Origin of the sequence: Erysipelothrix sp. strain 2 (EsS2-7-Brazil) (genome assembly GCF_016617655.1) — a bacterium.
In the GTDB taxonomy this organism is placed as follows: Bacteria; Bacillota_I; Bacilli_A; order Erysipelotrichales; family Erysipelotrichaceae; genus Erysipelothrix; species Erysipelothrix piscisicarius.
This window is the reverse complement of the sequence record NZ_SCFT01000001.1, coordinates 53,803-73,167: the sequence shown is the minus strand read 5'-3', so window position 1 is coordinate 73,167 and position 19,365 is coordinate 53,803. Positions and strand designations below refer to the sequence as shown.

The following is a 19,365-nucleotide window of genomic DNA, read 5'->3' as shown; positions in this document are numbered from 1 at the left end:
ATCGATGTTTATTATCACTAACAGACCCTATCAAAAAAAGAACTCATGATCATGAGTTCTTTTTAAACCATTATTGTTGTTTACGTTTCTTTTTAAGACTTACAACATACATCAACCCACCAAGTGTAATCAGTGTCGTCACATTTCGTGATCCAACACCGGTTGTTGGTAATGTGGTTGGTGGTGTGGTTGATGTTTCTGTTTTCTCATTTGGGTCAATGACAATAGGTTTGTCTTCTTCCTTTTGAATCGTTACATCAACTTTAAATTCTTTTACATATGGATTGGATTTCATGCGGAAGAATGAGCGCTGTAAGCGTGTAAGACGTACCGTTACCGCATAAGTTCCTTCCGTATTTTGGTCGACAAGTTCCATAAAATTCGTTTCAATATCAAACGCAATGCCGTCTGGGTTTTGAATATTAAGGGCTTCAATAAATGCCGCTTCTGTGATTGGTTTTGAACCATCTAACGTTACATTTGGATTCAAGGTAATTGAATCTAAAGGTCCCTTAATGGTTTGATCACGATATTCTAAACCAAAAATCGCTTCACGAAGATTATTCGTAACAACCTCAAGGATTGAAGTTGTTGCGGATGCATCATTAAAACTTACATTTGCAAATGATAGTTGTTTATCTAAAGCTGCAAGACTTTCCTCAGTATAAAGTGATCGATCAATGCTCTCAGCAATTTCAATCATCGCTTTAAGCGATGCACGTGCCTTCTCAATTTGATTGCCAACTTCTTCTAAGTTATCAATATGCTCTTGCAATAACTGTGCGAGACTCTCCAGTGTTTTCACATCTGAATTCAGATCATCCACAGCATCTTGCGCTTTAAGAATTGATGCTTGCATGGCTTGTACACCAGTACTTTCATACCCTTCGATATCAATGTTTTTAGCCTTTGTAATCATCGCTACTAAAGCATTGCGTGCATCTCGTATCGTTGAGTCATAAGTAACTGTGTATGTTTCTGTATTAATACCATCCTCTGCTCTTACAACATATTTCATCCCATTAGCGGTTTCAATAGCAGTAATGCTCGCATTCTGCGATGTCTTAAGTTCGAGTTCAGGTAGATTATTTGTTTTTTGTTCATAAACAAAATTGTTATTTTGCGCGAAAGCATCAACTTCTTTTCCATCAACAAGTAATGTCACGTTAAAGTCTTGATGTGCTTTAGCGATCCGATCATAAACTTCCACTTCTGTAATCGCAATTCCTTTTTTGTTGGCTTGTTTGGTCATGTTAATGCGTACCGCATATGTTTCCACGCCATCAAATGTTAACGTATTCATGGTTTCATACGCAAACGGTTTTGCCTTAAGGTTTTGTACTTCAACCCAATTATTTGGATCATTCAGGACTGAATCCTCACTGCTTATATGACCAAATTTTGTTGGCAATTCTGGTTTAATTCCTTCTTTCAAGACTTCAACTACATACGAACCAGGGAATCCTGTTCCATTATCTTCGAAGAAACCAATACTAAAGTTATCAACGAAGCGTGGTGCCATAGTCCCTGCATCCGCAAAGACAATTCCCACCCAGTCTTTTTCACGACTTTGTGCTTGCCAGTTGGTCCAACGGTTTGCAGGACTGTTAGTATACGAGATAACCGCATCGTTCATTGCACTGACACGATCGTTAGAACCTGGACCATCGTTTGTAAAGGATGCGATTGCAGCTGGCAATTCCGAACCGGTCCACATCTTAGCGATGTTATCGCCTTTTTCGTAATCGGCGGTAACGCGGATCGAAAGCGTTGTTTCGGCATTTGCTGTTTCGACCATACCTTTGAGTATATAGGTCCCTGGGGTTTTTAAGTTTTCTTTATCAAAGGTTTCCCAAGTGACATTAAATTCATCAACACGACCCGTATTGTGGTATGCCTTTGCTTTAAGTGGTAGTTTAAAGGATTTATCTTGAGGTGTCACAAGACTAAAGCTTTCAACACCGACATAACCCTCGACAATAACCTTAGCGACAGGTTGAAGTTTTGTACCCTCAACATGACCCTTAATTTCAAAGGTTCCGTATTCTTCAAGACGTTGTTCATCAAATGCATCCCAAGTTACTGAAACGTCTTTATCAAAGAGTGTTTCATATTGGGCTGTAACGGTTTGAGGCAGTTCAATCTTCTTACTGCGATCTGTTCTTATCACGATTGGTTTAAATGCTTTAATCGGTTCTTGAACATCATTTTTCGTTACCGTAAAGGTAACATCGTTGCTTTCATATGATTTACCACCGTAAGCAATATGCGCTTTAACAGTATACGTTCCCTCTTGATGTAAGTAGATTAAGCCCGATTCCATACGAACTCCTGATTTTTCACCTTGGACCACTTCATATGTGATATCAAGTAGTGAAGGTGCAATCACTGTTCCATCTTCAAGGAAACTTTCCAATTTAAAGGCAATGGTTTCCTGAGTTTTACCTTGTAAACGATCGAGTGTAAGGGTTGAATGATCATAAACTGGATCGGAAACAACATAAGTCAAATCATAATCTTTCGAGTTTAACCCATCTTCAGATGTAACACGAACTTTCCCTTGATAATTATTATCGCGGGTAGGTTGGACGACATTTACAAAAGAACCTGGTTTTGCTGTACCCTTAAGAATTGGTAATGCTTTTCCAAATGGTACGCTTACAACATAAACATTTTGATCGGATTTAAAGTTTTCTAACGGTTTGTCATCAAGATGAATCATTTCCAATTCAGCTTTAGAATTGGCTTCAATCTTAAGGGTATCACCGATTACTTTTAATTCAGAAAGACCCATAGGTCTTGGCTTATCGCCATTCATTTGTGAAGTCATATTGAGGCGAATAAACTTCGCATCAACTGTATCAAAGGTGATTGGAATTTCCTTGGTCACATCCCCTGCTGTCACCACAAAATTATCATTTTTACTTTGATTTACAACAGGTGTAAAGGATACACCATCAACACTTGTTTCAATGATTAAGGAAGCAGGTACTTTCGTTGTATTGTCTGTAAAGAAATGAATTCCAACTTGATGGATTGTTTCAATCTTTTCAAACTCTAACATGACCCATTCTTCTTTTTTGTCACCATAATTATTAACCCAGTTGGTCCATCGGTTTTCAAAAGCAATGGTACCATCATTAATCCGTTCGATTCGATCACCACCACTCATGTAGGAGCTTGTAGCGATTGGATACGTATCTTGTGGACGACGCACGGCAATATTTTCTCTTACCGCTTTCGGTTCTAACACTGTAATATGGGCAGTGACCGGATAATCCTGACCACCCGAATGTGCTTGACCGGAAACCTTGATAATGCCTGCTTTCGCAACCATAGCTTCAGAAATAGAGTCCCATGTTACCGGTAAGTTTACTTCCGCACCATTTGAATAATAAGCGGTAACGGTTGAAGGTAAGGTTGGTACGGTGCCCTTTGGCGTCGCAAGGATTGGATCAATAAGATCAGTAATCATGCGCACCCATACGGTTGCCGTTACAGGGCGTGTTACCCCTTCGACGGTTCCATTCACTTTAAAAGATCCAGGTTGTTCGAGGTTCGATGCATCGATGGTTTCCCAACTTACATCCACTTTCTTTTCCGTTCCGTCAGAGTAAATAGCATTTACAGTCGTTGGGAGTTCAGGTTGGACATGTGTTTCGGTAAATACAGAAACATCATCAAATCCTAAAATTTCAGGGGTCTCAGGTTGTTTCTCAATCGCAAAGACTTCAGTCTTTGCTTCAGATAAGTTTTCAGCTTTCGCAGTTAACTTAAAGGAACCTGGTTGGCCATCCGATTTCACAATGACAAGTGCTTTACCATTGAACGCTTTTCGTTGCCATGTACCATCATGTTGTGCTTTATAACGTTCATTACTTGCAGGATCCCCATTATCGACCCCAACAATCTCACCATTTCCCTCTAGGGTAAAGATGATATTATTTTGAGCATTCGGATTCATCACACCGTTTTCATCTACAACATTCACATGAATGTAGGATAAATGATCACGACCATTTTGAATTACACGTTTTTCAGGAGCTAATGCTACAGCTGCAGATCCTTTTGAAGTCTGAATCACATCTTCAGCGATAACGTTGCCCTCTGCGTCTTTCGCAACGGCTTTTAAAGTACCAGGTTTAAAATCCAAACGCCACTCTAAGTATAATTCTTTAGCATTGGCACCTTCCTGATAAGGACGACCATACGCTGTTGTTTTTTGAACAAATGCTTTTTCGCCCAGTGAGACGTCATCTAAGAACAACTCAACCTTCGCCGCATTGGAGAAGATACGTACGGGAATTTTCCCATCGCGTGTTCTCATATTGTAGTCTAAAAGCGATTCTTTCTCCCAGTTCCAGTGTGGTAAGATGTGCACCATTGGATCAGTCTTTACATCTTTCCATTGACTTTGATAGAGGTAGAAATCATTTTTAGGGAATCCAGCGGTATCAATGATACCAAAGTAAGATGATTTTGGTGGCGTTTGATTTTGGTTGTGCCATGGTGTTGGCTCACCAATATAATCAAATCCGGTCCAAATAAACTGACCCGCATACCCTTTTTCATCACGATCTGGAATCCATGAATTGGTTGCTGTTTTACCCCAACCAACATGATCATTACCATAATCCGATTGTTGATACTTACGCGCTGCACTGTTGTCATGCGAACGTAATTCATCCGGGAATGCATAAACACCACGACTTCGTGTTGCTGAGGAGGTTTCAGATCCATAAATTAACCAATCTGGATGTTTTGCACGAATCGTTTTATAAGAATCTTCAGCATAGTTGATTCCAACTGCATCAACTTCAGCACTGATACGCTCATGTGCACCTGTTGCAGCCCAACGGTAAACATCTTGTCCCATGGTTGTATAGCGCGTTTCATCAACTTCTTTCGTCCATCGGTGTAAATTACGGATCGTTTGAACCGCTTTTTCACTACCTCCGTTGGACTCTCCAATTTCATTACCTAAAGACCACATAATGACTGCAGGTGAGTTTTTACCACGTGCAACCATACGTTTAAGGTCATATTCTGCCCATGTTTGGCCTTCAAGTGCTTCGGGATGGGTTGCTTTTGCATCGAAGAAACGACCATAATCATAAGGCTTTTTACCACCATACCATGTGTCAAAGGCTTCATCGATAATCATAAGTCCCAAATCTTCAGCAATCGCAAGGAGCTTATCATCTGCAGGGTTGTGTGTAATTCGAACAGCGTTAACGCCCATATCTTTTAGAATTTCCATTTGACGTCGCATTGCATCATAATTCGCAACTGAACCCAGTGCACCTTGATCATGGTGCATTGAAACTCCATAGAACTTAACATCGTTACCATTTAATGAAAAACCGCCATCAGGAGTCCAATTCATAAAACGATAACCAAATCGTTCGATTGTCTCATCGACGACACGATTATTTTTTAAAACTTGTGTTTTAACGCGGTACGTTACCGGTGTGTCGATATCCCATAACGTTGGATTTGTAACCTGTATGGTTGAATCCAAGGTGTGTTCTTTCCCAGCTTGAATTTCAACTTCTTTCGTTTCGGATGATCCCATTGAAGTTCCATCAACCGTTACAACTTCAGTTTTAACTTTAACTTTTTCAGCTTTTTTTGATTTATTTACGATGGTCGTCTTAACATCAGTCGTAACCTCATGACCAACTTCTTTTTCTAAGTTTGGTGTTAAGACGGTTGTTCCATACTCTTTTACGGAAACATCGTCAGTATACGTTAAGGAAACATCACGATAGATTCCACTTCCTGAATACCATCGACTACTTGGCTGTTTATTCACAACTTTGACCGCAATCGTATTCGGGCCTTCTTGATTGATATAATTCGTTATATCATAAGAAAAAGGCGTGTAGCCGTTCGGATAGTTTCCAACTTCTTTACCATTCACAAATACCGTGGAATCCATATAGACGCCACCAAAATTTAAACGAACATGTTTGTCCATCTTTTTATCAAAAATAAATGTTTTGCGATACCAACCCGTACCACCATTTAACAAACCACCCTCATTTTGTGCCGGTGAGTTATGGTCAAAATCAAAAAAGATTGACCAGTCATGAGGTAATGATAACGATTGCCAATCTGTTTCATCATAATCAACTTCGCTTGGACTTGATGCGCCTGAAACATTCAGCTTAAATTTCCAATCATCATTAAAATCAACATTTCGTGAATCTGTTTTGATTACAACAGGTTCCACGACAGCAGCATGGATTGGGGTTTTTTCTATGAAAACACTTGAGCACGTCACAGCTACCACCACCCCCATAATTTTAACTGCTTTTCTAAATGACGAATTCATACTCTTCCTCCTATTTAGTAAAAACCAGTAAACATTTAAATATCTTTAATCGATATCTTTACCAAAGATATTTCTCATGTATTTCATATTGTTAGCGCTTACGTGTCCATTATTGCGTCTGCAAGCATACTTGTCAAGTGTAAACGGTAACATTTCACAAGTAAAATATTGGTAAACTTTACTTAATTCCCGAATACCCTTGTATGAGTGCTTTTAACCCTAAACGTTACTTGATTATCGTTGTTCGTCAATTAACCTTAAAAATCCTTTGGTAAAGCGTAAAAATAGAAATATGATATAATAATAGAAAAATGGAGGCACTATGAAAAAAATCACAACCTTACTTGTTATGAGTTTTTTTGTTTTAATTTCACTGACCGGGTGTTCACAGACCCCTAACCAACCGAAACCGGATGCGTCATCAGAGGTTCAAGACTTCTCAAAAGACACCAATCCTGTCGTCACAATCGAAATGGAAGATGGAGGTATTATTAAAGTAGAACTTTATCCAGATATCGCTCCAAACACCGTAAACAATTTTATTAGCTTGGCTCAAAATTCGTTTTACGATGGCTTATTATTTCATCGCGTCATTCCGGGATTTATGATTCAAGGTGGTGATCCTAAAGGAACCGGAACTGGTGGTCCTGGCTATACGATAAAAGGCGAATTCGCTCAAAACAATTTTGATAATCCTATCAAACACCAACGTGGTGTGATATCGATGGCACGTAGCAAAGGCAATGATACAGCAGGTTCACAATTTTTTATCGTAACCAGCGATTCCCCTCATCTTGACGGAAGTTATGCCGCTTTTGGAAACGTTATTGAAGGCATGGAGACCGTTGATCGCATCGTGAATGTGAAAACAAATCAGGAGAATCGTCCTGTCGATGGAAGCGAACAAGTTATGAAGCATGTAACAGTGGATACCAAAGGGAAAACCTATACCACTCCGACTCAAAGTTAGGTGTATTATGTAGAGACAGAGGATGCGATAACCGTACAGAAGATGTACGGTTTTTTATGTTATAAAAAAAGGAGTTTCCATGAAATGGAACTCCTTATAATCCGTTGATTCTTTAGTCTAGTTTGAGGTTGGGAGGACTCGATTGACTTCTCCCGCTAAATTCGAAATTGGAAGTGTCTGAAGCACTACTTGACCGGGTCCAGTCAACTTAACCAAGAAGAACCCTTCACCACCGAAAAATTTATTACTTAAACCTTTTACGGTTTCAATTGCATAAGATACACCGGATTCAAACATAAATAAATTCCCTTGATCGACTAATAAGGACTCACCTTCTTGAAGATCATACGTAATGAGTGACCCATCCGCTTCAAGAAAGAGGTTCCCAATGCCTGAAAATTTTTGAAGAATAAAACCCTCACCACCAAAGAATCCAGCCGATAATTTTTTGGTGAATTCGTTGGAAAATTCAACGCCTGGTTCCGAAGCTAGAAAGGCATTTTTTTGAGCGATAAAGGTTTTAGAACCGTCCATAACGATATGTTTAATTACACCTGGCATCGACATTGCGAACGCAATTTCTTGATTGGAAGCCTCAGCAGTATACGTATTTTGGAAAAATCCTTCTCCCGAAAAAGCACGGCCAAACGCTTTCTTAAAGCCGCCTCCCGAATGTACCTTATAAGTCATATTGGAGGTCATCCAAGACATATTTCCAGAACTTGTAACTAAGGACTCCCCCTCATTAAGAAAACAGCGTAGGACTGGATAAGTCCCTTCAATTTTAAATTCCATAAACGTTCTCCTTTTCTTGAATTATATCATAAACAACAAAAAGAGGCATTATACCTCTTTAGTGTTCTTTACGATAAGACTTATAAACGAAAACCATTCCCACTAACGCTACGCCCAATGCGCCGTATAGCAGTGTTTTTGATGCGGAAACCCCAGTGTTTGGCAAGGTTTTTGAAGTAGGTGTTGCACCTTGATCCGATGGACTTGGAGTATCTTCTTTTGTTGTTTCAGAACCACTAGGTTTTTCCGTTTTCGGCTCCTCCACCTTCGGTTCCTCTGTTTTGGGTTCCTCTGTTTTGGGTTCTTCTGTCTTTGGTTCGATTCCCTTAAGTTTTTGATCCAATGCCTTCAATTTATTAAACGCATCATCCGCAATTTGCAGCGTGTGTGCTTGGTAATCAAAATCAGCGGAACGCATCATAAAACGCTTCTCTATATTCAGTTGATCTTCAATTAAAGCATCTTCAAGTTCCTGCCATTGATTCTGAATTTCTTTACGTTTCGCATCATCTCCAAACACTTGATGCGCAATTGAATTCGCATTCCAATACCATGAGTTTTCATCAAATGATGTACTCGTAACTTGGTAAGATTTATGCGTATCCGTTATGGTTCCCATATAAGGAATATAAGGCGAAACCAAGGGTGAACCCACAGCAAGCCACATTACCGCACCCGCATCTGTTGGCAGCGATTCTTTAATTTGAAAGATATGTGCTTCCATTGTATTAATATTACCAATTGGATATTTAAGTCTTCCTTTATCGTATTCTCCGATAATATTCCCTTTGTTATCCAATTTAATTTCATCGGAAGGAATAAAGTCTGTACCTTCGAGTCGGTTCCGTTGGAATTTCATCACATCCTTCAACCCAACCTTACCATCCATCGATTGTAGTAATTCAAAGGTATCATCATCATAATTAATGGTGCTGTTTGGGTTGATTGCTTTGATCCCAGACCAAACGCGAGAACGGTTCCCCTCACTCATTTTTATTGGATTGTATGAATTTGCGATATGGAATGATCCATTTTGTTCAACATAGCGACCGGCTGCTATCGCAGTCTCTTTAAGCTTTTCGGACTGGATTACCGCTCCCTCATCAAAACCATCAAGCGTTCCAAGGTAAAAAGCATTTGGAAAGACCCCAAACTTATCATCAGGGAATTTAATGGCCGCATATTGGTGACCGGAAAGAATTTCCATATACCACACTTCATCCTTGTCCGCTAAAACAACAATATTTCCTTCGCCAGCACCCTTTTCATCAATTACGTTTGCAATAAGTTCGATCCCTTCACGAGCAGATTGAATGCGCGGTAAAATTAACGTTGTGATGGCCGCCTCTGTTAATCCATCCGATAAATAGGGATCCACAGTTTTATAAGCTGGATCATATTTTGCAGATACCGTAGCCGTCATCACAACCCCTTTTTCATTAATTCCAGCAGCATCATACATACCTTCTTGCGGGGTTACATCAGGAATCGCCGTGTATTTAAAATTATGTTCACTTTGTGGATAGCTAAATCCATTCGATGGGTCTACAAATGGAACCGAATTATCAATCATCCGTTCCCCCACATTTTTAACAACAAATGTTTTATTATGATTTAATTCAAGGTCTTCAGTACGACCAATAATTACAGAACCATCCTCGGTTAAATTTTTCCCAACAATGATACCGGTACAAGCAAAGGCACTTGTAATGGATAAGCTCATACCCACAAGACTTAATAGACCTGTTAATGCAAATTTTTTTATTTTATTCATAGTTTCCTCCATTTATAAAAAAATGCACACGAAAACATAACGTAGTTTGTTCTTTTGTACCTCCCTTTCTATGTCTAAATTCATAGTATCATAATGTTTATTTTTGAAAAGATACGATTGGAAACTGGGCAATCATGTAATATTTTTCATCCATTAAGGTCTGGGCATGACACATCTAAAATAAAAAAAACGATATACATGATGTATATCGTTTTCGTTCTTATGACTTCACAAGTACGGGTTCCTCATTTTGTAAGGATTGAGGGGATTCATGATACGTTTTAAGATTTAATTCTTCTAAGTCGTGTGCAACACAGACCGCACTGACCCCATCATCCACAACATTAATTGCCGTGACAAGCATTTCGACAGGACGGTTAATTGCGAGAATAAAACTGTATGCAGCAAGAGCATATTGGTTTGTATATCCCATTCCTGTAAGGATTGTAAAGAGTAGAATGGCTCCCGATCCCGGTGCAGCTGGCGTACTGATGGAACCAATGATGGTTAGAAGAATAATTGAAACTAACTCAACGATTCCAACATGATACCCTGCTACCGATGCAACAAAGAGCGTCGCAATAATTTGCATGACTGCAGTTCCTGTCATGTTAATGGTGGAAGCGAGAGGCACAATAAAAGAGGCGACCGCTTCATCAACACCAAGCTCATTCATTACGGTCTCTTGTGTCAATGGCAGCGTCGCTGCTGATGATGAGGTAGAGAAGCCAAATACAGCAACTTTATACATCTTCTTAATAAATGGAATGGGTGATAACCCCGTCTTGATTGCAATAAAGAGCGGAAACAACACAAACCCTAAAACAAGAAGTGTTAACGATGTTAAGATCATGTAAATGAGAGCGGGTTGTAAGTAATCCGTTCCATATGATGCGAGCGTACGAACAAGCAAACAGAAAATTGCAATCGGACCAAACTTCATAATAACGACATCCAATAATTTCATGGAAAGAAGATAAATTTCATCAATAAGTTTCGGTAAAACTTCCATTTTCTCACCGAGTTGTTGAGCCATAACACCTACAATAAGCGCCAGCACTACAACCGCGATAATATTTGAATTACTGCTGAGTGTTCCTAAGGCGTTATTATTAAACGCATTAAGCAACATCGATAATGGGTTGGTCTGATTCACAACCCCTTCGGTAATCTCAATTGCACCGAGATTCGCAATTTGGAAGACCCCTAATTTATAAGCGGTAAATCCAGTAACACTTGCTAAGACGATTGCGATGGCCAAGAGTTGCATAAAATTACCGAACCCTTTTTTGGCGAGTTTATTTAAAACGCGTGTTTCTTGAATTTGTTGAATTGAACGCACAATTGATGTGAAAATGAGTGGCACTAATACAAGTTGTAATAAGCGCATAAAGATCTGACCAATAATATAGAAAATACCAATTGCTGTTGTATTTGCCGGCTGTAAGATATCCGCAAACAATAAATCATTAATTTGCTTCCATAGTGAAGCATTACCATTTCCAATCAAGGTTTCTCTTAAAAAGATAAAACCAAGACCGACCCCTAAACCTAAAACCAATGTCCAAATAATTCTACGTGTGAAGTTGTTTTTCTTCATATTTCCCTCCTGTATTTGGTTCCAAATAATAAGTTTTCCAAAAAAAAAACTTATTTTGAATCAAATAAGTCCGAAAAGAATATAAATATATACTAAAAAAATATATTTTTACTCCTTATAAACATCTCGTGCTTACTTAAAGGATTCGTATGTAGTGTATCAAAGTTACTCTAAGAATTCAAGACCCATAATACGACAAAATATGATTTTTAAAACAAGGGTCCGAAACGGAAATAAAATAAGGTTTCATGATTGCTTGTGTTTTCTGTGCTTGGGATGAGGCAAGTACAATGGTTGGATGATAAACCCTAAACCCCATCTTTCCCGGTGTATGAGCCGATTTTAAAATTTTAAGCTTATCAAAATCATCGCCACAAATCGCAAAAAAACCCGGATTCGATTCATCTGATACATAGATGAGCAGACCATCTTTTAAATCTGATAGGCAGTATGGAATGTTTTGTAAATCTTGAATATCTTTTTTCCAAAGTGTTACAAAATGACCCTTCTTTTGAGGCGTGCTCCGCCCCTCTCGAAAAACAATTTCAAATTGATGGTTAATCATAACATTCATCCCTGAATAGGCTTCATTATAGGGATCTCGTGACATGATATTTACCGGAATACCTGCTTTAAGCAGTGCTTCAATGCCTTCTGACATATAAACTCCTCTCATTAAAAAGAAGTCCTAAGACTTCTTATTTGTTTATTTCGTATTCAAGAACATCCTTCGCAATGTCCGCTTGTGTTACCGTATGGTCGTCGTTCACAATCATGATTTTCTTACCATCTAAAGCATCTTCACCATATTTTTCTTTAAGGTAATTCAGGGCTTCACGTTCTTTAACTTTATCTTGAATAATGTCTTTTTCGATTATTTTTTTAACGATTACACCAACACCGAGTACGGCTGCTGCACCGAATGCTACTTTAAATAATTTATTCATAATAGTACCTCCTTGTTAGTAATATTATAACACGCCCTCTCACGATTATCATTAATTATCATAAGACGTTCACATCAATTAAATGTTCCGCAATATATTCCGCCACGCCATTCTCATCATTACTTCTCGTAATCGTATCCGCAACGATTTTTAAAGTATGTCGAGCATTTTCCATTGCAACACCAATCCCCGATTGTTTTATCATGGTTAGGTCATTATCACTGTCACCAAAACAAATTATCTCATTGGGTTGTATCCCACGACTTGCGGCATATGCCATTATTGCATCGCCTTTATTAATGCGCTTAGGCATTATTTCCGCCCACCCAGGCGCAACCATTAACAGATCAAAATCCGACTCCATTTCAAAAGCAATACGTTCCTTTACCAATTCCGTATAGTCTACATTTTGAATATAGACGATTTTCAGAATTGAATCTCCCTTTTCAAAACGGTCGTGAATATCGTCTAAATGATTTATTTTAGACACTCTTGTGCCATCACTAAAAAATCTCAAGCGATCTTCATCTTCACCAAAAACAAAATCTTCTTCCGATTTGGAATCCATTTGAAAATATATAATGTCATCAAAGCAATAGAGAATGCCCATAAAATACTTCGTACCCAGTGCCTCCATGCGCTCACATGCTTCATAACTCATTGGAGGTTCAATTGCCTTATAATTTCGAATAGGATGCTCTACACGCATCCCATTGAGTGACACAATGGGAATTTCATTTGGATCAAGACCCAAGGCTTCCGCTATCGCTGCAGCACTTTCATAATTTCGGCCCGTCGCAAGCATGAACTCATATCCTTGATTGCGCGCTGCATGAATCACCTCCCGTGTACGGTCCGTAATGACATGTTCAGAATTCAATAAAGTACCATCAATATCACTTGCTATTAACTTAATCATAAAAAGCTCCTTTATCTATTTATTTTCAAGATTTTTCATTACTTCCACTAATTTGTTAAACATCGCGTCCTCATAAGGGCTGTGTCCACTTGCCTCCACCAAATGAAATTGCACCTGATCCAGTTTTTGTGCTAACGCATAAGCACCACTGGGGCGACAATCCACATCATACCGTCCATGCACAATTTCAGTTGGAATCGATTGAATACATTCAATATGATTGAGAATGTATTGATCATCATCCCAAAACATGTTATTCGCAAAGAAATGACACTCAAGCGTCGCAAGACTGATGTCACCATCAGAGATTTCTAAATCCTGTGCCTTAGGTACCAAATGTACTAACGAGCTTTCCCATGTTGACCACGCTTTTGCACACAGTCGTTTTTGCTCATCATCGCCTTTGGTGAAAACATGATAGTAAGCACTGATTAAATCATGACGCTTATCAGGAGCAATGACAGCTTTAAATGCTTCATGTTCTTCTGGGTAAAAATACGATGCCCCTTCTTGATAGAGCCAATCAATATCCGATTTTCTTCCCAAAAAGATACCTCGCAATACCAATTGCGAAACACGATTTGGATGTTTAATCGCATATAACAGTGCTAATGTTGATCCATAACTCCCACCAAATACAATCCAAGACTCAAGACCATAATGTCGACGAATCATTTCAAGATCTTCAACACCTGTAAAGGGCGTATTATTTACCAAGGTCGCAAAGGGTTTTGACTGACCGCAACCGCGTTGATCAAAAGCAATCACAAACCATTTCGTTAAATCAAAAAAACTAAATGATTTCTCAGAGATCGACCCACCCGGTCCACCGTGTAAAAAAACAACCGCAGGATTCTCGCGATTTCCACGCGTATAAACCGCTAATGTTTGACCATCATGCGTTCTTAATTGTTCTGTTATTTCCATCTTTAACCTCTTTTTCTTTTTATTATTATATCATGAATTTAAATTTGTCTAGAAAACTTGAAATAATATATCGTAATCGCTATTATTAGTATGTTATGTAATTGAAAAGAGGTCAAACTATGAACGAATTACAACGCGAAGATTATAATATTTTAGTTTGGGTTAAAGCATTTTGTGAACGAGAGAAGATTAATTATTTCCTTTATGCAGGGACATTACTGGGTGCGATTCGTCATCAAGGTTTTATTCCCTGGGATGATGATGTTGATATCGCAATGGAGCGCGAAGATTTCGAACGGTTTGATACACTCATGGCCAAAGAACTTGACCATAATTCACCTTACCGATACCAATCACGCATTAAGGATAAATACCTTGCGATTGAGTATTCCAAAGTACGCTCCGATGTTTTAAAAATCAAAGAAACTGTTTCAAAAACACAAAAAGGATATGAAGGTGCATGGGTTGATATTTTCCCAATGGATCGCGTTCCAGACGACGAGACGCTACGTCGTGAACAATTTGAGCAGGTCAATAAGTATACGCGTCTTCTACGCATTTTCTTATTAGTTCAAGAAACGGAGAATGATAAAGGCGTTAAACTTATCGTAAAGAAAACAATGCAATTTCTTAATGAAAAATTATACAAGATTAATGTTTTTATTCCAATTTTGATGAAAAAACGCTATAAAGCCATGACCAAATATAAGGACGTCGATACGACATATATTGGAGACTTAAGTTATTTATACTTTGAAAATTACGACCAATTTAATGCAACGTTAATTGATCGTAAATATATTGAAAACCCAGTCGAGGTTCTCTTCGAAGATGAGATGTTTAAGGTGCCAACCGATTCCGATGCAGTGTTAACACGTGCATTTGGTGACTATATGACACTCCCCAAAGAAGAAGACCGAAAGATACACCGTATTGAAACCTTAGAATCATAAAAAAAAGTGTATGTTCCCATATCTGGAACATACACTTTTTTATTTAATCTGCAAAGTTATCAAAATACCCTTGAACAAACACAATAGGCGTTCCTTTATCGCCAGAACCACTTGTTAAGTCACAAAGTGAACCAATAAGGTCAACCAAACGACGCGGTGTCGTTCCTTGTGCAGCCATATTGCCAACTAGATTATCATCTTTATCTTTAATATGAGCTTCAATTGCTTTCTTAAGCGCTTCACCTTCTAAATCTTTAAAATCATTATCGGCAAGATACTTAAGTTTCAATTCATTCGGTGTACCTTCAAGCCCTTTTGTGTAAGCTGGAGAAACTGTAGGATCTGCAAGTTCCCAAATCTTTCCAATTGGATCCTTAAACGCACCATCTCCATAAACCATAACTTCCACATGCTTTGAAGTTGCTTCAAGCATACGTTTTTGAATATCTTCAACTAAATCTGTGCACTCTCTTGGGAAAAGTTTTACAGAATCTTCAGTAGATTTATTTGAGCCAAGGAGACCATAGCGTTCATTATAACCACTACCATCAACACTTTCATTTAAAATATCGTCGAGACCACAAACAATTTTCGCTCCATTATCGCGTAAAATTCGTTTCGTACGTGGATTGGTATGAATATCACACGCTAAAACTTTATCTGTATAATCTAAGATTGTGCGTGGGTTGTTTGAGAAAATAATTTCAACTTCCGCACCTGCTTCTTCAATAATGCTTGCGTAATAAGCAACGTAATCAATTCCAGTGAAAGGGTGTTTGTTCTCACCAAACAAACCACGATATTGCTCAAGATTTAGAACATCACTATATGGGTTAATACCTGATGCATCAAGCTGATCAAGACTCACAAGTTCATTACCTACTTCATCTGAAGGGTAACTTAACATGAGCACTACCTTATCAACACCTTTAGCGATTCCACGTAAGCAAATTGAAAAACGGTTCCGTGAAAGGATTGGGAAAATCACACCCACAGTTCCACCTTCCATTTTCTTATTTACATCTTTTGCAATGGCATCAACAGAAACATAATTTCCTTGAGCACGAGCAACAATGGACTCCGTTAATGCGATAATATCACGATCACGTACATCAAAATTTTCACTCTTTCCAGCTTCCAAAATGCTTTCTGTAACGATTTGAGCTAAATCATCACCTTCACGAATGATCGGACAACGAACACCTCTTGAAACAGTACCAATTTTTCTTTCCATATATAACATCCTTTTTCTTTATAAAACACTGAAAGCCTCGTATAGAGGCAATCCATTAATGATTCTAACACATTTAAGCATAAATTTAAATAAAAAATATAAAACAGTATCACTTTAGGATACGTTTATGCTATGATATCACTAAAACAATTTTAGAGGTTAACCAATGAAGTCAATTCGTTATTATATTTATTATATGAAAGTCAAAAATAAGAAAGCAAAAGATCGAGGGATGCAATTTGAGCTCGATGCCTTTAAACAATTATCACAAATTCCAAAGTCGTATACGTATCATGGCACATATATTCCGATCCATCGAAATAATGGCATTACAGAAATTGATCTCATTGTCGTAAATTGTCACGGTATCTTTTGTTTTGAGGTTAAATACACAAAGCACCCGTTCATAGGATCACAAGATGCTCAGTTTTGGTATAAAAAAGGTACTCATCAACGTATACGTAATCCTTTTATCCAAAATCGCTATCACGTCGAAGCACTGGCCACCTATTTAGGTATGGATGCTGCCTTGATTAAAAATTGTGTTCTTGTTAATCAAATCGATCAGCCTTTACCCGATCTATTCACCCTTAAATCTGCGATGACTCAAACACGTTCGACCTCAAATCGTCTGTCTCAATCCGAGATCCGAAGCATTAATCGATTATTACTCAAACGACAGCGGTGGATGCTCTTTAAAAAATGGAAACATCGTCGTTATCGTAAAAAAATGTCCAAAAAAAATAGAACGCTCAATTAAGCCGTTCTATTTTTTTAAGGCACCACTCAAATCAAAATGATATTGCGTTGTATTAATGGTTAGGGTACCTACAGCCATTCGACCACTTTTTTTAAGATAATACCATTGATTCTTATAGTGTTTCCAACCGGTTTTCATGGATCCTGATGATTCTAAATAATACCAATCTCTACGAACCTTTTTCCATCCTGTTGCCATGGCCCCTGACGATTCGAAATAATACCATTTTTGATTGATTTGCTTCCAGCCTGTCACCATGGATCCCGATGGTTCCAAATAGTACCATTTCTGATTAATTCGCTTCCAACCCGTAGCCATCATTCCGGATGGTTCAAGATAATACCATTTATTCTTATCTTTTTTCCAACCAGTCGCCATAGCGCCTGATTTTTCAAAAAAATACCACTTATTTTCAATTTTACGCCAACCACGAATCATGGTAGCATTCTCATCAAAATAATACCATTTTCCCTGAATCTTTGACCACTGTTGACTCAAAGCACCGTGTGGTGTTAGATAATACCACTTATTCGAAATCTTTTTCCAACCTGTAATCATGCCTTTATGAGGATCAATCACAAATCTTTTATTCATAAGCGTAATCATCCCGGTTTTTGGATTACCCTTCTCATCAAAATAGTATTTAGAACCCGAAATTGTTTTCCATTGTCCTTTTACTAACTTAAGATTCTCGTCGCGATAGGACGATCGACCTTCTAAGCCTTGCCAACCCGAGTAGAGTAACGGTTCCTTTAGTTTAACCTTGGTCTTTATTTTCTTCTTATCTCCCTGATTTATAGCAGGATTTTTCTTTTGACCCTTTAATTCGAGCGTTTCAATTTCCTTAAGAATCTGAGCCAACTCAATAGAGTCACTGCGTTCTTGTGCATTTTGAAGTTTTTGCCTTAAAATCGCTTTATCTTTTTCCGAGATTTTATGACTTTGAGTTATTTTGAAACTAACATGTTCCACGCTTGTGATAAATAAACGATGCTCCTCATTTAATTGACTTGCTTGTTTACGAACCTTATCAAGTTGATGCTCATCTTTACTCGACTCAATTTCCCCCACCAGCTTTTCAAAATCTTCAACGGTCAGAAATTGAAATGTTTCGTGCAACGTTTGTTTTAACTCATTTTTTTTATTTTGAAGATTAACACGCTTTTCCTCGTCTGTGATCATCTTTTTAATTGCTTCAATTTTGCGACGTTTCGTTTCTCCTTCAAGTGCTTTTATTTGATTGAGGTAATCGTTGCGTCTTGAATTTGTAAGCATCGCCTTACCTTCAAGATATCTTTGAAATTCGATGTCATCCGGATTACTTGATTCATCCAACACAGGATTTTTTTGCTCATCCTTATCTTCTTGATCCAGGCGTTTCCATGGCTTGCCACCTTTTTTTATATGTTCTAATTCAATCTTCTCAAAAAAGGGTATCACTTGTCCCTCAAAGTCTTTTGAATTCATCCAAATGCTCGCGAGCTGCTCCGCATAGTAACTGCGACTATTTTGATCGAGACGATCAAAGGACTGAATCGCTTTAAGATACGACGCTATGAGATTGCCATCTCGCTCTATTTTTTCTTCTAAAGCTTGAATTTCCGCTCTTAACTGATTGAGCTGCATGTCATCGATGGTTTCTTTTGAGCGATCAATAAAGTGTCTTATTTGATAACCGGATAAAAATCTATTTTGGCTCAATTCACGTTCAAAACGTTCAAGATTGCGTAATCGTTTTTTCTGTGCAACACTTTTTTCAACGATTGATTTAATTTGATTTATTTTTTCTTGTCGTTGATGAATTGGTGTTCGTTCAATCATACGAATATACTTTTCGATATGATCAACATGACGTCCAATATCTACTTGATCATCATCCATATCTTCAAGTGAAACCAAATAAGCTTTTAAAGCAACCAAATCACGGGCACGCGGCACGCTTTCATCAGCGTAAATCGACGCATCAAATCCTATAACACTTGCAGTACACAATACAGTACATGCCAATGATAACAGTCTTATTTTCATGTACAAAATCTCCTTAAACTGTAGAATGCCCTTAGGATAATTGAGAACGTTTCAAATGTAAAGACTAAAAATTAAATACGCCAAAGGGTAGTTAAAGTGAATTTAAAATGAGATAAAGAAA

Annotated in this window: 13 protein-coding genes; 3 read left to right on the top strand and 10 right to left on the bottom strand. The window is 38.1% G+C overall.

Going from position 1 to position 19,365, the window contains the following annotated elements; all coding sequences use genetic code 11:
* Window positions 1-70 precede the first annotated feature (70 nt).
* Window positions 71-6,337 (bottom strand): Ig-like domain-containing protein, encoded by a 6,267-nt coding sequence (locus tag EPJ90_RS00265; protein WP_200542390.1) that lies wholly within the window; start codon window positions 6,335-6,337, stop codon window positions 71-73.
* 322 nt (window positions 6,338-6,659) lie between these two features.
* On the opposite strand from EPJ90_RS00265, the gene EPJ90_RS00260 reads away from it, so the two are divergent.
* The gene (locus EPJ90_RS00260; protein ID WP_125164563.1) at window positions 6,660-7,307 is read left to right on the top strand and encodes a peptidylprolyl isomerase; all 648 of its coding nucleotides are present in this window, start codon (window positions 6,660-6,662) and stop codon (window positions 7,305-7,307) included.
* Between the two features lie 117 nt (window positions 7,308-7,424).
* On the opposite strand, the gene EPJ90_RS00255 is transcribed toward EPJ90_RS00260, so the two are convergent.
* The 7 genes from EPJ90_RS00255 to pip all read right to left on the bottom strand — a co-directional run bounded on the left by EPJ90_RS00255 (window position 7,425) and on the right by pip (window position 14,269).
* Window positions 7,425-8,102: a TIGR00266 family protein gene (locus EPJ90_RS00255; RefSeq protein ID WP_161636511.1), complete on the bottom strand. Its 678-nt coding sequence runs from the start codon at window positions 8,100-8,102 to the stop codon at window positions 7,425-7,427.
* A gap of 58 nt (window positions 8,103-8,160) precedes the next feature.
* Window positions 8,161-9,876, bottom strand: coding sequence for a C69 family dipeptidase (locus tag EPJ90_RS00250; RefSeq protein ID WP_161636512.1), 1,716 nt, complete (start codon window positions 9,874-9,876; stop codon window positions 8,161-8,163).
* Window positions 9,877-10,096: 220 nt separating this feature from the next.
* Window positions 10,097-11,476 carry a dicarboxylate/amino acid:cation symporter gene (locus EPJ90_RS00245; protein ID WP_161636513.1) on the bottom strand — a complete coding sequence of 460 codons (1,380 nt, stop codon included), beginning with the start codon at window positions 11,474-11,476 and terminating at the stop codon, window positions 10,097-10,099.
* A 178-nt stretch (window positions 11,477-11,654) separates the two neighbouring features.
* Window positions 11,655-12,137, bottom strand: a complete 483-nt coding sequence (locus EPJ90_RS00240) for a MepB family protein (protein ID WP_161636514.1) — start codon at window positions 12,135-12,137, stop codon at window positions 11,655-11,657.
* 37 nt (window positions 12,138-12,174) lie between these two features.
* Window positions 12,175-12,423, bottom strand: a complete 249-nt coding sequence (locus EPJ90_RS00235) for a hypothetical protein (RefSeq protein WP_161636515.1) — start codon at window positions 12,421-12,423, stop codon at window positions 12,175-12,177.
* 58 nt (window positions 12,424-12,481) lie between these two features.
* Complete coding sequence (locus tag EPJ90_RS00230) at window positions 12,482-13,342, bottom strand: Cof-type HAD-IIB family hydrolase (protein ID WP_161636516.1); 861 nt, start codon at window positions 13,340-13,342, stop codon at window positions 12,482-12,484.
* A gap of 15 nt (window positions 13,343-13,357) precedes the next feature.
* The gene (gene pip, locus EPJ90_RS00225; RefSeq protein ID WP_161636517.1) at window positions 13,358-14,269 is read right to left on the bottom strand and encodes a prolyl aminopeptidase; all 912 of its coding nucleotides are present in this window, start codon (window positions 14,267-14,269) and stop codon (window positions 13,358-13,360) included.
* 119 nt (window positions 14,270-14,388) lie between these two features.
* Here pip and EPJ90_RS00220 point away from each other — a divergent pair, with 119 nt between their 5' ends.
* Window positions 14,389-15,222 carry a LicD family protein gene (locus EPJ90_RS00220; protein ID WP_161636518.1) on the top strand — a complete coding sequence of 278 codons (834 nt, stop codon included), beginning with the start codon at window positions 14,389-14,391 and terminating at the stop codon, window positions 15,220-15,222.
* 43 nt (window positions 15,223-15,265) lie between these two features.
* On the opposite strand, the gene EPJ90_RS00215 is transcribed toward EPJ90_RS00220, so the two are convergent.
* Window positions 15,266-16,456: a coenzyme F420-0:L-glutamate ligase gene (locus EPJ90_RS00215; protein WP_125164572.1), complete on the bottom strand. Its 1,191-nt coding sequence runs from the start codon at window positions 16,454-16,456 to the stop codon at window positions 15,266-15,268.
* A 196-nt stretch (window positions 16,457-16,652) separates the two neighbouring features.
* On the opposite strand from EPJ90_RS00215, the gene EPJ90_RS00210 reads away from it, so the two are divergent.
* The gene (locus tag EPJ90_RS00210; RefSeq protein WP_244660358.1) at window positions 16,653-17,216 is read left to right on the top strand and encodes a nuclease-related domain-containing protein; all 564 of its coding nucleotides are present in this window, start codon (window positions 16,653-16,655) and stop codon (window positions 17,214-17,216) included.
* 6 nt (window positions 17,217-17,222) lie between these two features.
* Here EPJ90_RS00210 and EPJ90_RS00205 read toward each other — a convergent pair whose 3' ends face one another.
* The gene (locus EPJ90_RS00205) at window positions 17,223-19,244 is read right to left on the bottom strand and encodes a choline-binding protein (RefSeq protein ID WP_200542389.1); all 2,022 of its coding nucleotides are present in this window, start codon (window positions 19,242-19,244) and stop codon (window positions 17,223-17,225) included.
* Window positions 19,245-19,365 lie beyond the last annotated feature (121 nt).

What these genes read in the sequence shown, in the direction of transcription:
- EPJ90_RS00265 (WP_200542390.1), bottom strand. Translation starts at nt 6,337, where the DNA reads ATGAATTCGTCATTTAGAAAAGCAGTTAAAATTATGGGGGTGGTGGTA.
- EPJ90_RS00260 (WP_125164563.1), top strand. Translation starts at nt 6,660, where the DNA reads ATGAAAAAAATCACAACCTTACTTGTTATGAGTTTTTTTGTTTTAATT.
- EPJ90_RS00255 (WP_161636511.1), bottom strand. Translation starts at nt 8,102, where the DNA reads ATGGAATTTAAAATTGAAGGGACTTATCCAGTCCTACGCTGTTTTCTT.
- EPJ90_RS00250 (WP_161636512.1), bottom strand. Translation starts at nt 9,876, where the DNA reads ATGAATAAAATAAAAAAATTTGCATTAACAGGTCTATTAAGTCTTGTG.
- EPJ90_RS00245 (WP_161636513.1), bottom strand. Translation starts at nt 11,476, where the DNA reads ATGAAGAAAAACAACTTCACACGTAGAATTATTTGGACATTGGTTTTA.
- EPJ90_RS00240 (WP_161636514.1), bottom strand. Translation starts at nt 12,137, where the DNA reads ATGTCAGAAGGCATTGAAGCACTGCTTAAAGCAGGTATTCCGGTAAAT.
- EPJ90_RS00235 (WP_161636515.1), bottom strand. Translation starts at nt 12,423, where the DNA reads ATGAATAAATTATTTAAAGTAGCATTCGGTGCAGCAGCCGTACTCGGT.
- EPJ90_RS00230 (WP_161636516.1), bottom strand. Translation starts at nt 13,342, where the DNA reads ATGATTAAGTTAATAGCAAGTGATATTGATGGTACTTTATTGAATTCT.
- pip (WP_161636517.1), bottom strand. Translation starts at nt 14,269, where the DNA reads ATGGAAATAACAGAACAATTAAGAACGCATGATGGTCAAACATTAGCG.
- EPJ90_RS00220 (WP_161636518.1), top strand. Translation starts at nt 14,389, where the DNA reads ATGAACGAATTACAACGCGAAGATTATAATATTTTAGTTTGGGTTAAA.
- EPJ90_RS00215 (WP_125164572.1), bottom strand. Translation starts at nt 16,456, where the DNA reads ATGGAAAGAAAAATTGGTACTGTTTCAAGAGGTGTTCGTTGTCCGATC.
- EPJ90_RS00210 (WP_244660358.1), top strand. Translation starts at nt 16,653, where the DNA reads ATGAAAGTCAAAAATAAGAAAGCAAAAGATCGAGGGATGCAATTTGAG.
- EPJ90_RS00205 (WP_200542389.1), bottom strand. Translation starts at nt 19,244, where the DNA reads ATGAAAATAAGACTGTTATCATTGGCATGTACTGTATTGTGTACTGCA.